11 protein-coding genes and 1 riboswitch are annotated in these 14,725 nt (G+C 52.5%); of the genes, 1 reads left to right on the forward strand and 10 read right to left on the reverse strand.

Translation table 11 applies throughout. The features are described 5' to 3' along the window. Positions 1-56: 56 nt before the first annotated feature. From rhaD to QZT18_RS21855, 8 genes are all read right to left on the reverse strand, one after another. A complete protein-coding gene (gene rhaD, locus QZT18_RS21820) occupies positions 57-884 on the reverse strand; it encodes a rhamnulose-1-phosphate aldolase (protein ID WP_294151502.1) in 828 nt (275 codons plus the stop codon). 61 nt (positions 885-945) lie between these two features. Further along, on the reverse strand, positions 946-2,382 hold the full coding sequence (locus QZT18_RS21825; protein ID WP_294151504.1) for a rhamnulokinase family protein: 1,437 nt from the start codon (positions 2,380-2,382) through the stop codon (positions 946-948). Positions 2,383-2,534: 152 nt separating this feature from the next. Next, positions 2,535-4,031, reverse strand: a complete 1,497-nt coding sequence (xylB, locus tag QZT18_RS21830) for a xylulokinase (RefSeq protein ID WP_294151506.1) — start codon at positions 4,029-4,031, stop codon at positions 2,535-2,537. A 65-nt stretch (positions 4,032-4,096) separates the two neighbouring features. After that, complete coding sequence (locus QZT18_RS21835) at positions 4,097-4,933, reverse strand: class II aldolase (RefSeq protein WP_294151508.1); 837 nt, start codon at positions 4,931-4,933, stop codon at positions 4,097-4,099. Between the two features lie 44 nt (positions 4,934-4,977). Then, positions 4,978-6,465 (reverse strand): L-fuculokinase, encoded by a 1,488-nt coding sequence (locus tag QZT18_RS21840; protein ID WP_294151510.1) that lies wholly within the window; start codon positions 6,463-6,465, stop codon positions 4,978-4,980. Positions 6,466-6,493: 28 nt separating this feature from the next. After that, the gene (locus QZT18_RS21845; RefSeq protein ID WP_125142485.1) at positions 6,494-7,471 is read right to left on the reverse strand and encodes an ABC transporter permease; all 978 of its coding nucleotides are present in this window, start codon (positions 7,469-7,471) and stop codon (positions 6,494-6,496) included. Positions 7,472-7,495: 24 nt separating this feature from the next. After that, positions 7,496-8,989, reverse strand: a complete 1,494-nt coding sequence (locus QZT18_RS21850; protein ID WP_294151513.1) for a sugar ABC transporter ATP-binding protein — start codon at positions 8,987-8,989, stop codon at positions 7,496-7,498. Between the two features lie 401 nt (positions 8,990-9,390). Continuing rightward, positions 9,391-10,437: a substrate-binding domain-containing protein gene (locus QZT18_RS21855; RefSeq protein ID WP_294151515.1), complete on the reverse strand. Its 1,047-nt coding sequence runs from the start codon at positions 10,435-10,437 to the stop codon at positions 9,391-9,393. Positions 10,438-10,725: 288 nt separating this feature from the next. Between QZT18_RS21855 and QZT18_RS21860 the strand changes: the two genes are divergently transcribed. Continuing rightward, positions 10,726-10,953: a hypothetical protein gene (locus QZT18_RS21860; protein ID WP_294151518.1), complete on the forward strand. Its 228-nt coding sequence runs from the start codon at positions 10,726-10,728 to the stop codon at positions 10,951-10,953. 25 nt (positions 10,954-10,978) lie between these two features. Here the strand turns inward: QZT18_RS21860 and QZT18_RS21865 are convergent, their stop codons facing one another. Next, positions 10,979-11,743 carry a DeoR/GlpR family DNA-binding transcription regulator gene (locus QZT18_RS21865; protein WP_294151520.1) on the reverse strand — a complete coding sequence of 255 codons (765 nt, stop codon included), beginning with the start codon at positions 11,741-11,743 and terminating at the stop codon, positions 10,979-10,981. Between the two features lie 164 nt (positions 11,744-11,907). Continuing rightward, positions 11,908-14,445 (reverse strand): cation-translocating P-type ATPase, encoded by a 2,538-nt coding sequence (locus tag QZT18_RS21870; RefSeq protein ID WP_294151522.1) that lies wholly within the window; start codon positions 14,443-14,445, stop codon positions 11,908-11,910. 92 nt (positions 14,446-14,537) lie between these two features. Then, positions 14,538-14,627: riboswitch (NiCo riboswitch) on the reverse strand. Between the last annotated feature and the right edge of the window lie 98 nt (positions 14,628-14,725).

The raw sequence follows: 14,725 nt of genomic DNA on the forward strand, positions 1-14,725 counted from the left end.
CTCCCACTACCCCGTCCGCCGTCTTACAGAGGCGTCCTCGCATCTCAACTAAATCTCTATTTTTCATAAAGGAATTTCTCAGGCAGTTCCAGCCGGAACACCTCCGCCATATCTTTAAAGTCCTGCACCGATGGGATCTGCCGCTTTTCCTTTGTCACGGACAGTACCTTGATAAGCATCTCTGCGGCCTTTTCCACGGTATGCATTAAACCGAATGTATTGTCTAAGCTGTCCCCGGCCGCAAAGAGGCCGTGCTGCGCCCAGAGCACCACATCGTATTCCTCCATCATGCCGCAGGTCAGTTCCGCTATCTTTGCCGTGCCCGGAACCATCCACGGGAGCACGCCCATTCCCGACGGAAATGTCATTGCACACTCCGGTTCCATCTCCCAGAGCTCCCTTGTGAATATTTCGTCCTTCAGGGGGAGGATAAACGAAAGAGCGATGATATTGGCCGGGTGGGCGTGGTAAATCACGCGGTATCTTCCGTCCGTCACCCTTTTCTTTACGGCCTGGTTCATCAGATGGGCCGGCAGTTCACTTGTCGGACGGCCCCCTCCGGCCAGTCCCCATACAATCCGGTAGGAAACTCCGTCTTTGCCTATTTCGATCATTCCGAAGGAATCTTCCGGGTCAAGCGTCATGTTGCGCATGAATTTTCCGCTTCCGGTCACATATAAAAAGTCTCCCGCCAGTTCCGGGACACTCACCGGAAGTTCGATCCAGGCACCATCCGTTTTCAGCTCCTCCCGTACCTCATCCACTTCCTCCTCCGTCAGACGGAAGCTTAAGTTCCCGCCATGGCATTCATGCCAGCCGAGCCTCCAGCCGTCATCCGACATTCTGATAAACCCTTTTGCCGCATTGCTGTCCAGTATTTTCATTCTCTTTCCTCCTGTTTCCGTTCTCCCTAAAAATTTGCTATCCTGAATCATCATTTTAACTTTACACTTCCGGCCGCTCCCGCGGCAGATATTTCTTTATCTCAAACGACGATGCGGCGCACGCCTGCGCTTCTTCCAGATCCTTAAATACGCCGTACGCCGTCATCTGCGCCATGATATTACCGGCCGCCGTAGCTTCCGCCGGTCCGGCCAGAACCGGGACTCCGGCATAGTCGGCCGTGAGCTGGTTCAGGTATCCGGCATTGGAACCGCCGCCCACAATGTGGATCTCCGTACAGGCCTTCCCGGTCACCGTTTCCAGTTCTTCCCGTATCGCGGCATAGGATTTTGCCAGGCTCCGGTATACGACCGCCGCCAGTTCCCCGGGCGTTTCCGGTATCTGCTGTCCCGTTCTTTCGCAGAATCCCGTTACCGCCTTTACCATGCTCTCCGGCGCCAGGAATTCATCGCTGTTGCAGTCCACAAAGGAGGCAATCTCCGCTCTCTCCGCCTCCGCGCACAGCGTCTCAAACGTCATTCCGGGAGCTGTTTCTTTTCTTATATTCTGTATCATCCAAAGTCCCATACTGTTTTTGAGAAGCAGGTTCTTTCCCCCGAATCCGCCCTCGTTGGTAAATTTAAGGCTCCTTCCCGCTTCACTGATGACCGGTTTCTCCGTAATCATCCCCATTAACGACCAGGTCCCGGAACTGATGACGGCTCTTGTTTTTCCTTTGCCGCATTCCGGCAAAACCATCAGGGCGGAGGCCGTATCATGGGTGGCGGGAAGGATCACGTCACAGTCAAACCCCACCTTTTCTTTCACCTCATCCCTCAGTCTTCCCAGCCGCTCTCCCGGCATTTTGACCGGTAAAAGAAGACGGTCCGGTATCCCCAGCTTTACGGCCAGCTCCCGGTCCCAATCCTTTTTCTTTGGATCGAGGAGCTGGCTAGTGGACGCGTTCGTATATTCCTGTACCCTCCGGCCTGTCAGGTAGCAGCCAAAGTAATCCGGAATCATGAGCATACACCGGGCCTGCCGGAGGAGTTCCGGCCTGTCCCGCACGTCCGCCGCCAACTGGCAGAGCGTATTGAATTCGGCCATCTGGATTCCCGTTCTCTTATAAAGTTCCTGTTCGGAAATATTTTCCCATATGCTGCGGTAAATCCCGCTGGTCCTCCTGTCGCGGTGATTTGCCGCATTCCCCAGAATCCGCCCTTCCCGGTCCAGAAACACATAATCTAATCCCCATGTGTCAATCCCCATGCAGGCCGGTATTTTCCCCGCATCCCGGCAGCGTTTCATCCCTTCCATAAGCTGCATTGTCAGGGATTCGATATCCCAGCACATCATATGATCCCTTATCACGGGGCTGTTGGAAAAACGGTAGACTTCCTGCATCCTGATCCTGTCCCCGTCCCGGACGGCCAGGATGTGCCTGCCCCCGGACGCGCCGAAGTCTGCCGCCAGGTAATATTTCTTCTCAGCTTCTTTCATCTTCTCCTCCTATCCTTATGAGCCGATGGGGCCGCAGGCCGCTAAATGTCCGTATCAGCAAAAAGGCCGGTCACCATGACCGGCCTCGCTCCCGGCATGGAGCCGCTCACCGGCGCCACACCGCATCCTATCCTCTGCCGCGCTTGTGCGCTTTACTCCTCTGTCCCCCCGGTTATGTACTGCAGGCCCTTTTGAATCCTCAGGTATTTGCCGTACTGCCTGTTACAGACCGCTGCCGCCTCCGGCTGGGGTTCAAAGCAGTTCTGGATTTTTACCGTTCCCTCCGATATCTGCTCCAGGGAATCAAAGCAGCCGCAATGGTATGCCGCCAGCAGGGCGATGCCGAAGGCCGGTCCTATCATTCCGTCCATCTGCTCGATGCGGATATTCAGCACGTTGGCCAGAGTCTGCATCCACACCCGGCTCCTGGCGCCTCCGCCCACCACCTTCACGCTGCCGAACCGGCACAGGGGAAGACGCATCTTCTCGGCCAGCTCCCGAAAGCTGAAGCAGAGTCCCTCAATCACTGCATACAGCATATCGGAGCGGTCCGTCTCCGTGCTCAGTCCGATGAACGACCCCCTGATATCGGGATCCGCATAGAGCGTCTTTTCCCCCATCAAATGAGGATAGAAAAGCACGCCGCTCCCCGCGGATTTCTCTACATCCACCAGATTGTCCACTTCGGAATAATCCGCCTCCATGATTCCGCGCACCCACCAGTCAAACGTGCTTCCGTTGGACTGCACGGCTCCCTGGATCAGATAGGAATAGCTCTTATCGTCAAAAGAAAACAGAATCATCTTTCCCTTTGCATTGTCCCTGATTTCCGCCACTGGCATCATGAACACGCCCGATGTACCCAGGGAAATGACGGGATAGCCCCGGCCCAGACAGCCCGTGGAAATGGCCGTCGCGGGATTGTCTCCCGTCCCGGTCAGAACCTCTGTCTCCCGGCTCAGGGAAAAGCGCTCCGCAATTTCCTCCTTAAGAGTCCCGGCCGCGAGAACGCTGCCCCGCACCTCCGGGTACATCTCCTCGTCAAGGCCGATTAACTCCCTCATCTCGGGCGACCATTTCCGCTCTTTAATCTGGTAGAGGCAGGACGTGGAGGCCTCGCAGTAGTCCGTTCCATAATGGCCGGTCAGACGGTACACGAGATAGTCGGGACCAATCAGAAATTTCCTTATTTTCTTAAAATTTTCAGGCTCATTCTCCTTCAGCCAGTAGAGATTGGCCGCCGGACTTCCGGTGGAAATGGTTCTGGCCAGATATTCTCCCTCCGGAAAATCCCGAATCCGCTCTTTGAGTTCCGGAATCAGATCTTTCGTCCTGATATCGTTCCACATCAGCGCGGGCCGGACCGATTTTCCTTCCTCGTCCAGAACGGCCAGCGTGTGCATCTGGCCCGTCACTCCAATCCCTCTGATCAGGCTCCGGTCACACTGCTTAAAAATCCGTTCCATGGCGCTCATCATACAGTCGTACCAAATCTCCGGATCGATTTCACTGAAACCTCTCTCCGGCTGGGCCGCCTGATATTCCTCCGTGATCTGTGCCAGCACATTTTTATTTCCGTCTATCAGTACCAGCTTCATTGCAGAGGTTCCTAAATCTATGCCTAAAAATGTATGTTTTGTTTGTTCCATACTGCAATCCACCTTTACGGATGACGGCGGGGCGCATCTGCCCGTCTCCCACCGCCATCAAATGATTAGTTTTCGTTAATCATCGTGACCAGTTCCCTGGCCTTTCTGCTCACATTCTCAACTGATTCAACGCTCAGATGAATTACGTCGTGCTCATTGTGGTTCGTCTCATAAGCCTCGCCAAATGTGCGTATGTATTCTTTTCTCAAATCCGAACCATAGTTAATCTTGATCAGGCCGTGTTTCTTAGCCTCCCAGATTACCTCCTTCGGGATTCCGGAACCGCCGTGAAGTACCAGCGGAACGGAGGAAACTTCATTTATTTTTGCCAGCAGCGGAATATCAATCTGTGGATTCAGGCACAGTCCATGGACATTGCCCACGGATACGGCCAGGGTATCGCAGCCCGTCTGTTCCACAAAGTCGGCCACCATCGCCGGGTCGGTCTTGCACTCCGCTTCATTTACCACGTCCTCTTCTTTCCCCTGGAGGGCGCCGAGCTCCGCCTCCACCGGAATACCGTAGAAATGGCAGTATTCTGCGGCGCGGCGGCACTCTTTTACATTTTCCTCAAACGGTAAGTGGGAGGCGTCGATCATGATGGAGGTAAATCCTGCATCCACGCATGCCTTAACATCTTCAAAGGACTTGCCGTGATCCAGGTGAAGTCCGATCGGCGTATCCGAATTTTTAACGGCATCCTGCGCTATCATGGCAATGACGCGCGGGTTGGAAAGCCGCAGGTTATTGGAGGATATCTGAATATATCCAGGCAAATCGGCCTCCTGCAGTCCTCTTGCTATCGCATAGGTCATTTCCAGGTTGGTCGTATTAAACGCCGGTAATACGTGATGATATTTCTTGGCAAATTCCATAAGGTCAAAACCATTTACAAGTTTCATAATTCTCTCCTCCGTCTTTCTTTTTTATCTCATTTTTCGGGTTGTCACTTGAAGTCATACATTCTTTCATACAGGATTTTGTATTTCGCGAATTTTTCCATATAGTACTCATGCATGGCGGGATCGGGTAAAAACTCTTTTCTGATCTTTACGGCCCTTCTGATTCCTTCTTCCAGGGAAGTGTAGGCCCCCGTGCCCGATGCGGCCATCAGCATGCAGCCCACGGTCCCCGATTCCTCATTTTCCAGGGAAAGAACCTTCATATTGAATATGTCGGCCCGTATCTGAAGCGTCAGTTCGGAGGCCGCGCCTCCTCCTGTCGCCACAATGCGGTTCATCTCTGTACCCAGCGTTTTGAGGCGCTCATAGGACAGATACATCTGGAACGCCATTCCCTCCAGAATCGCCCGGTAGATTTCCTCCGCCCTTGTATGGATGGTGAGGCCGGTAATGGTCCCTCTGGCGTCCATGGAAAGATCCGGATTTCCGGACGAGCCGAACTGCGGGAGCACCATGACGTCCGTGCGGATATCCCTGACGGCTCTGTCGATACAGGAATAGAAATTTGCTCCCTTCGCATCGCACTCCATCTTAAATCCCTTTAAAATGCTGTCCCTCGCCCAGTTTTTGAGCGCTCCGCAGGTCGTCACCTCCAGGCTTGAAAGGTAAGTCCCCGGCAGGATATAGGGGATGCAGGTAAAATCATTTTCTATCATATAAGGCGTCATCATGGCCTCCGGAAGCATCGTGAACAGGAATTCGCACGTTCCCATCCCGCATTCTCCCTCCCCGTTCGCGCAAAGGCCGCTTCCAAGGGCGGCGCAGCTCTGGTCATGGCCCCCGACCACCAGTTTCATATCGGGATTTAGATGAAGCTCCTTTGCCGCCCCGGGAAGTATCGTTCCAATCACGGTACAGGGTTTCACCGGCGTTGACATCTGTTCCTTCCTGATTCCCGCAAGGCCCAGCAGTTCTTCCGACCAGTCCATCTTCCTGATATCGAAGGCCATGCTGCGGGCCGCCGAGGAATAGCTCACCATCCGTTTTCCGGTCAGCATATATCCGACAAAATCCTCATAAAAAAGAATGGCGTCCGCCTTTTTCACCGCGTCCGTATTCCGGTTCAGCCACATGTATTTGGGCAGGCCGTAAAGCTCGTTGGGAGGGAGGCCGGTGATTTCAAAGATTCTCTGCGCACCCATTGTTTCTATAATTTCTTCCGTCTCTTTAATTCCCCTGGAATCGCCCGTCAGCATGGAATTGGCCAGGGCTTTTCCCTCTTTGTCAAGGCAGACCACGGATTCTCCAAGGCTCGTGACGGCCATGGCCTCTATCGTTTCAGGACAGCGCTCTCCCACTTCACGGAGCACCTCTTTTACATTTTTCATGACGGTCTCCGGGTTCAATTCCCTGTGCCCGCCGCCGCCCAGCTCCTCATACGTTCTGGAAGCTGTAAAAAGTACGTTCCCATCCAGGTCATAGACCAGCATTTTACTCCCGCTGGTTCCGACATCCAGTCCTGCAAATGCCATAGTATCTCCTTTTATGAATTGCCCTTTATTACTGTTGTTTGGAGCGGCTCTTCTTGAATACGTCGATGACCACGGCTACCATGATGATGATTCCCTTGAATACGCCCTGCCAGAAGGAGTTGATTCCCATCAGGTTCAGGCCGTTTGTGATAACGCCGATGATCAGAATACCGATAAAGGTGCCGCCCACGGTTCCTACGCCGCCCGACATGCTCGTTCCGCCGATTACAACGGCCGCGATGGCGTCCATCTCAAACCCGTTGCCCAGTGTCGCCGCCGCCGAACCAAGACGGGCCGACCACACGATTCCACCCACGCCGCAGAGCAGGCCGATGAGGATGTAGGGAAGCATGTTGTATTTCTTTACATTGACGCCGGAGTATTTCGCCGCCGTCTTGTTGCCGCCCAGCGCATAGATATAATACCCAAACCGTGTCTTATTTAATAAAATCCAGGTCGCAATCAGGATAACGGCCGCGTAAATGATAATGATTGACACTCCGCCCAGGCTCGTATTGCCGAGTCCCGTATAGGTGGCGTTGCGCACACGGATTGTCACGCCGCCGGAGATAATCTCGGTGAGCCCGCGGCCGATACACTGCGTCGCCAGCGTGGCGACGAATGCGGGAACCTGCAGATAGGCGATGGCAAAACCGTTGATGGTTCCCACCAGAGCGCCCACCGCCAGGCAGCTTATCACGGTTACCCATACCGGAGCATTTAAGTTGGTAATCATATAGGCGCCGATAACGCCCGTCAGACCGACGGTGGAACCGACGGAAATATCAATCTCTCCCATCAGAATCGCAAGCAGCATGCCGCAGCAGATGATTGCGTTAACCGAGTTGGATTTTAAAAGGTTTAAAAGGTTCGATGACGTTAAAAACTTCGGTGTGGAAACCGAAACGATGATGATAAGCAGGATCAGACCGATGATCGTTCCGATATTACGCTTCAGATAAGCAGAGCCTGTGAACGGAACTCCCAGTTCCTTCTTCTTTTCCATAGTTGTACCTCCTAAAAATTTTCCTTATTCTCTGTTTGTTGCATACGTCATCATGGATTCCTGGGAGAATTCTTCCTCGGACAGTTCGCCGGTGATTTTTCCCTCGCACATGACATAGCATCTGTTGCACATATTGATAATCTCCGGGAGTTCCGAAGAAACCATAATAATCGAAACGCCGTTTGCCGCCAGCTCGTCGATGATGGCGTATATCTCCGCCTTGGAGCCTACGTCGATGCCCCTCGTCGGCTCATCCAGGATAATGACCTTTGGATTCTTTGCCAGCCATTTACTCAAAACCACCTTCTGCTGGTTGCCGCCGCTTAAGTTGCCGGCCAGCTGTTTGGCCGATGTGATTTTAATGGAAAATTTCTTTCTGTAATCCTCCACCATCCTGTCCCAGTCCGCCTGTTTTACACCGACTCCCTTTATAAAATCGCTGAGACAGACAAGGCCCATGTTGAACTTCACATCATTTTTGAGAATCAGCCCCTCGTCCCTTCTGTCCTCCGAGACATAGACGATGCCGTTGTCGATGGCGTCCTGGGGCCTCCTGATTTCCAGCTTTTTGCCGTCCAGGAAAATCTCGCCGCCGGATTTCTGGTAAGCTCCGAATATGGTCTTCATCAGTTCCGTTCTTCTGGCCCCGACAAGGCCCGCGAACCCGACAATCTCGCCGTACCTGGCATGGAAATTCACGTCTTTGAAATACTTCTCATGCTCCAGGCCCTTTACTTCGAGGGAAATTCCCTTAATCTCGTGTTTGTTTCTCGTATAGTAGCTGCTCAGTTCGCGGCCTACCATCATCTTGATCAGCTCATCCTTGTCCGCCTCGGGCGTCGGAACGTCGCCAATCATCTTGCCGTCACGCAGAACCACGATCCGGTCGGTAATGGCGAAGAGTTCTTCCAGCCTGTGGGAAATGTAGATGATCCCCACTCCTTTTTTCTTCAGCAGCCTGATAATGTCGAACAGCGTCTCCACCTCGCCCTGGGAAAGGGAGGAGGTCGGCTCATCCATAACCACGATTCTGGCCTCGGCCGACACGGCCTTGATGATCTCCACAAGCTGCTGCATACCGATGGATAAGTCCTCCACAAGCTGATCCGCCCGGAGGTTTAAGTGCAGATCGTCTATGACCTTCTGCGTCTCCTGCTCCATCCGTTTTGCATCGACAAGCCCGAATTTATCTTTGAGCTCACGCCCCATAAAAACATTTGCCGCAATTGTCCTGGCCGGCACCAGAATGATTTCCTGATGGATAATTCTGATTCCGTTCGCCCCCGCCACGGCGGCAGAATGTATATTTTTCAATTCCCCGTTTATATGTATTTCGCCGGAATCCGCTTTGTAGATTCCGCCCAGTATCTTGATTAATGTTGATTTACCGGCTCCGTTTTCACCGAGGATGGCTACCACTTCCCCTTCTCCGACAGAGAGGTTTACACCGGTCAGTACTACGTTTGAAGCAAATGCTTTTGTTATATTCTGCATCTGTAAGAGTTTTGTTTCGCCCATATGCTACCTCGTATTCCCTGAAATGTTTCTATCTGCGTAACGGTTCAGACAGAATGAACTGTTACGGCATTCGGCTAATGAAATCGCTGCGCGCTGAGCCGAGTGCTTGCTGCCACTAACTTTTTGTACGGTCAGCGCAGTAAATGCGCAGACCTGTCTGAACTGTTCCTATCTGCACGTGACCTCTTTAGGACTTCTCTCCCATCTGTTTCACTGAATGATAAATGGTCCGGCTCAAATCTTGTTTTGAGCCGAACCACGTAATCAAAAACTCTGCTGCTACGCTCCAGGCCGGCAGCTCCCGTGGGGGCGGCGCTGAAAGGTAACATATTTTACACGTCAGCCAATTCTATGTCATTCATTGTCATCCTGTTACAAAATTGTTCTCTGTCTGACTGTGGTTAGTCAAGGGAATCCCATGCGTCAAGATCGTATTTGTCGATGTTGTCCGCCGTAATGCTGTAGGATTCGATGCTTGTGTTGAATGTAATTTCTTTTCCGTTTAAAAGATCAACGGCTTCTTTGACTCCCATGTATCCCATGTATGTAGGTCTCTGAGCGGAGCTCTGTACCATTGTGCCGTCTTTGATGGCATGTTTTCCGATTGGAGCGCCGTCTTTGCCGAGGATGTCGATGGTTCCCGTCTTGCCTGCTTCTTCTACCGCCTGTACTGCGCCTAAAGCGGATGTATCGTTGATTGCGTAGATTACATCGATGTTGTCATGAGCCTGAAGGGCATCGGATACAACTTCGAATGCTGCGTCTGTGGCGCCTTTGCCTTCTACTACCTGAACTTCTACGAATGCGTCCGGATTTTCTACGTTTTCTTTAATTCCCTGCCAGAATCCGTCTACGTTGATGATGCAGGATTCAGCCGTCTGAAGGTGAACGATCAGGATGTTTGCTCCGTCCGGATGATGCTCTGCAACCCACTGTCCTGAAAGGTATCCAAGCTGTGTATTGTCGGAAGCGATGATTCCGTCTACCAGTTCGTAATCTTCTTCTTTGATAACGTTGTCTACGTTGATGACTTTTACGCCTGCGTCCTTACATGTCTGAAGTACGGTCTGTGCTCCTGCGGAATCGTATGGGATGTATACGAGTGCGTTAATTCCGCTTGCGATCATATCGTCAATCTGGGAAGCCTGTTTGGTCGGGTCGTTCTGCGGGTCAAAGTAAATCAGCTCGCATCCCAGTTCCTCACATGCTGTCTGGACACCCGTTAAAACTGCGGTGAAGTATTCGTTTGTCAATGTGTATGGAGAAAAACCGATTGTGTAATTCCCCTCTTTTGCCGCTTCCTTTACAGCCTCGGTCACTGCATCTGCAGCCGCTTCTGCTGTGGACTCTGCCGGAGCCGCCGTTGTTTCGGCTGCTTTCTGTCCGCCGCAGGCTGTCATGGAAAGTACCATTGCACCTGCTAAAATCACAGATAATAATTTTTTCATAAAAATATCCTCCTTCTCGCTTTTTTTGAATCAGCTGAGCTCTATTTGATTGTACGAACATATTAGCACATCGGTTTTTGTACTTCAATGCCAATTATGCCTAAATTTAAACGTCATTTTTTGTCATAATTGTACAGTTAACGTTCGATTTTTTATTTATTTTTGTTCCTTTATGTTCGATATTGAATTTTTTTCCGAGTCAAATGAGAACAGCTTGCGTTTCAAAGGGAGCCGCCGGATTGTTCGATGTTCGTTTTAGTTCGTTTCATTCAGGGGAAATGATTGGTTTTGGGAGAAAAAAAAAGAATTTTTTCGGCGCCGCAACACCGGAATATGCTGGAGGAAGCCGGAGGGATGGTGGTTGCAGGCGGCCCGAGGTACGGTGTTGCAGGCGGCCCGGGGTACGGTGGTTGCAGAAACAACGAAAAGTACGCTTTGCGAACTTTTCATTGCCGCTCAATGCAAAAAGCGCTGCAGGCCGTGCCCGCAGCGCTTTCCTATCTGTTCGCGTCCTAATTTCTACCGGCCGCTCTGTCATCCGTCACGCGATTATGACTTCCACATTGTACTTTCTTAGCAGGTTCATTCCCTCCTCGTCGATCCCCGCGTCGGTGATTACCGCATCCACCTGGGAAAGGGCGGCAAATTCATTTAGGTCGTAGGTGTTGAATTTGGATGAATCCGTCAGCAGATATATCCTCTTGGCCACGGAAAAAATAGAGCTTTTGAATCTGGCCTCCGGTGAGTATCCGTCATAGAGCCGTCCGTCCGTTCCGATGGCAGCGGCGCCGAGAAATGCCGTGTCGAGCTGGTACTTCCTGATCTGTTCTTCGGCCACGCTGCCGGAGCTGCAATTGGTGATGCGTATCATCTCGCCGCCCAGCATAATGACGGAGAGATTGTCGAAGGAAAGGGCGTGTTCCGCTACCTTCAGATGGTTTGTCACGATCACCGCCCGCGTCTCGTCGTCCATATAGTTCAGAATGATTCTCGTCGTGGAGCCCGCGTCGATGAAAATCCTCTGACCGTTTTTTATAAGGGTGGCCGCTTTTGCCGCAATCTTCTCTTTGGCCTCTTTGTTGGAAATACGGGATTCATCAAATGAAATCATCCTGACAACAGGCTGGTTCGCCATCAGCGCCCCTCCATGGGTTCTTGTAATATTATACTGCCGGGCCAGGAGATTCAAATCCCTGCGCACCGTCATCTCGGAAATTCCGAACCGCTTTGCCAGTTCATTCACCTCTACCTTATGCTGCTTCTGCAGAATGTCAAGTATGGCCAGACATCTTTCGCTCTTGTTCACGGGGGCACCATCCTTTTTTACAGTTTTTGAGTATTCGTACAGTCTGATACAATTATTATAGCATTAAAACGAACATATTCAAGCATATATTCCGACTCTGCGATTCCGTGTGAACAGTAACAAGCCGCCGGCCGCCCGTTACTGTCCGTTCCGGCTCAAAACAGCTAAATGATACCACCCTTTCGTTTCGGCCGGAACCGGGCCGCGAGTTTCACCGCCTCATACCAGAAAACGGAAACCGCGGAGACGGCCACGGAAACGGCGAGCTGATATGCCGTGAGAGGTTCCAGTTTCAGGAAGCTGCCTGCGGGCGAATAGAATATCACCGCAGGCATAATGAGCATTCCTGCAAATGCAGCCTGCATCCCCCGATCCTTCAAAAGCCGGAGCAGGGACCGGTATGCAGGCTCTGTATCCGAACAATTGACGAGCACCAGAAACAGGTTTGAAATCATAATGACCATCAGTCCCATGGAACGGGAGGCCGCCGCCTTTTCCGGACAGCCTCCCATCCGGCAGTAATAAACGGCAAAGGATGCCAGGGAAATTGCGAGTCCCTGGAGCACGCTTTTTACCAGTACATGGCGCGTCAGGAGCCTGCCGGAGGCATTTACCGGTGCCCTTTCCATAATCCCTTTTTCAGCGGGCTGACGTTCCAGAACAATGGAGCAGGTCGGATCGATAATCAGTTCCAGCAGCACGATATGGACGGGCAGCAGCATCTGGGCGTCCGGGGAAGTTTTAAGAAGGGGCGGAAGAAGGGAGGTAAATATGATGGGCAGATGGATGGTGAGAATATAGCCGACAGCCCGTCGGATATTATCATAAATACGCCTCCCATCTTTCACGGTTTCCACGATCGTTGTGAAGTTGTCATCCATCAGAATCAGGTCTGCCGCTTCCCTCGATACCTCGCTTCCCCGCATTCCCATCGCGATTCCGATATCGGCATACTTAAGGGCCGGTGCGTCGTTGACGCCGTCCCCTGTCATGGCCACCACCTCGCCGTTCTTTTTAAATGCCTTTACGATCCGCATTTTATGCTCCGGAATCACTCTTGAGAAAACAGACGACGTTTTCACCGCTTCGCACAGTTCTTCCTCCGTCATCTGTGAAAGTTCATCCCCTGTGACGACGGCGCCGCTATCGATTCCAATCTGCCCGGCTATCGAAGCCGCCGTCTCCCCGTTATCTCCGGTGATCATGACGACACGGATTCCGGCTTTCCGGCACACCTCAATATCTTCCCGGATTCCCTCCCTCGGAGGATCGGAAAGACCGATCAGGCCGCAGAGGGCAAGTTCCCAGTCCTCCGGTTCTTCGGGAATATCCTCTTCCCCCATTCCCTGGTCCTCCCTGCATGCCGCGGCCACCGCAATGACCCGGAGTCCCCTGGCCGCCATGGAGGCGCATGCGCTCAGGGCCTCCTCCTTCTTAGCGCCGTCTTTGCAGATGGCAATCACTTTCTCCGGCGAACCCTTCACCGCCGCCTCAAGCCGGCCGTTCCGCCGCCAGACATGGCCCATCATCTTTTTCAGGTTGTCAAAGGAGTACTCTTTCACAAGAGTTCCCTCAAACAGCTCTCCCCCGTCGATTCCATTTTCCCGGCAGTATGCGAGCATCGCCTTCTCCATCGGATCATAGGCCTCCGGCTCACATCCCATTCCCATGGTCTTAAGGAGCTTTCTCCCGTCCTCTTCCACTGCCCATGTCTCCTGCACGCTCATTTTATTCATCGTCAGGGTCCCCGTTTTATCACAGCAGAGGACGGTAACCGCCCCCAGCGTCTCCACGGACGGAAGACGGCGCACAAGGGAATGTTTTTTCGCCAGCCTCCAGGCTCCCATGGAGAGAAACACAGTAAGCACCACCGGAAATTCTTCGGGAATCAGGGCCATGGCAAGCGTCACGCCCGACAGGACGCTCCGTGTCATCCTCTCCTGTATTCCGGTTCCCGGGAGGTTCAGATAAGCAAAAACCACGGCCAGGAGAAACAGTACCGCCGCTATCACGGCACAGCTCCGTACCAGTCCGGCTGTCTGACGCTGCAGCGGTGTCGGCTCCTCCGGCGCGGAGGCGACACCGAGGCCTATCTTTCCATATTCCGTGTTATTTCCCGTTTTCGTTACCCTTAAGACTGCGTTTCCCTGGACGATAAGCGTCCCCGCATAGCAGAAATTTCTGCCTTCCGCGGCATTCTCTCCGTCTGCGTCCGTCTTCCAGACGCCCTCCGACTCGCCGGTCAGCATGGATTCATCCACACAGAAATCATTGCATGCAATAATTCTCGCATCGGCCGGTACCCGGTTTCCCTCGCAAAGGAAGAAAATATCTCCCGGGACCAGTTCCTCGCCCTGAATCACCTGCTCCTTTTTATCCCGGAGCACTCTGACACGCGGCGCAGTCATACGTTTCAGGGCGGCCAGCGTGCGGTCCGTTTTCCATTCCTGTATTACGTCAATCCCGACGACGCCCGTGATAAATACAAACATGACCGCCCCATCCCCCGGCTCCCCCAGGATGAAATATACAATCGCCGCAAAAAAGAGCAGGAGAAACATCGGTTCTTTCAGGATGTGGACCGCTTTCTTTATAAATTTTCCTTTTCTTTCGGTTGTCAGTTCATTTTTTCCAAATCGTTCCTGCAATGCTGCAGCTTCGGCAGAGGTAAGCCCTGCCTGCTCTCTGTCTGTGTCTGCCATAGAAACCTCCTGATTCATGTGATATCGGCAAGCGCGCATTCTACCCGGAAAACGGTACCGTAGAATGAAAAAAAGCACACCTGCGGAACATTAACTGTCCCGCAGATGTGCTGACGCACTGTCTGCTGCCGCTCTAATGCGGCCCGGCATTGGGTTAAACCGCTGCCTGCTCTCTGTATTATATGCGGAGGCAATGCGGTTTGCTATGGTTATTATGCGGTTTGGGGATTTAGTTGAGATGTGAGGACGCCTCTGTAAGACGGCGGACGGGGGAGTGGGA

The sequence above is a fragment of the uncultured Clostridium sp. genome (assembly GCF_900547735.1).
GTDB lineage: Bacteria > Bacillota > Clostridia > Lachnospirales > Lachnospiraceae > Otoolea.

Excerpts from the sequence above, each read along its gene's own strand:
- xylB (WP_294151506.1), bottom strand. The coding sequence starts at position 4,031 with ATGGAACAAACAAAACATACATTTTTAGGCATAGATTTAGGAACCTCT.
- QZT18_RS21855 (WP_294151515.1), bottom strand. The coding sequence starts at position 10,437 with ATGAAAAAATTATTATCTGTGATTTTAGCAGGTGCAATGGTACTTTCC.
- QZT18_RS21825 (WP_294151504.1), bottom strand. The coding sequence starts at position 2,382 with ATGAAAGAAGCTGAGAAGAAATATTACCTGGCGGCAGACTTCGGCGCG.
- QZT18_RS21835 (WP_294151508.1), bottom strand. The coding sequence starts at position 4,933 with ATGAAACTTGTAAATGGTTTTGACCTTATGGAATTTGCCAAGAAATAT.
- QZT18_RS21850 (WP_294151513.1), bottom strand. The coding sequence starts at position 8,989 with ATGGGCGAAACAAAACTCTTACAGATGCAGAATATAACAAAAGCATTT.
- QZT18_RS21845 (WP_125142485.1), bottom strand. The coding sequence starts at position 7,471 with ATGGAAAAGAAGAAGGAACTGGGAGTTCCGTTCACAGGCTCTGCTTAT.
- QZT18_RS21870 (WP_294151522.1), bottom strand. The coding sequence starts at position 14,445 with ATGGCAGACACAGACAGAGAGCAGGCAGGGCTTACCTCTGCCGAAGCT.
- rhaD (WP_294151502.1), bottom strand. The coding sequence starts at position 884 with ATGAAAATACTGGACAGCAATGCGGCAAAAGGGTTTATCAGAATGTCG.
- QZT18_RS21840 (WP_294151510.1), bottom strand. The coding sequence starts at position 6,465 with ATGGCATTTGCAGGACTGGATGTCGGAACCAGCGGGAGTAAAATGCTG.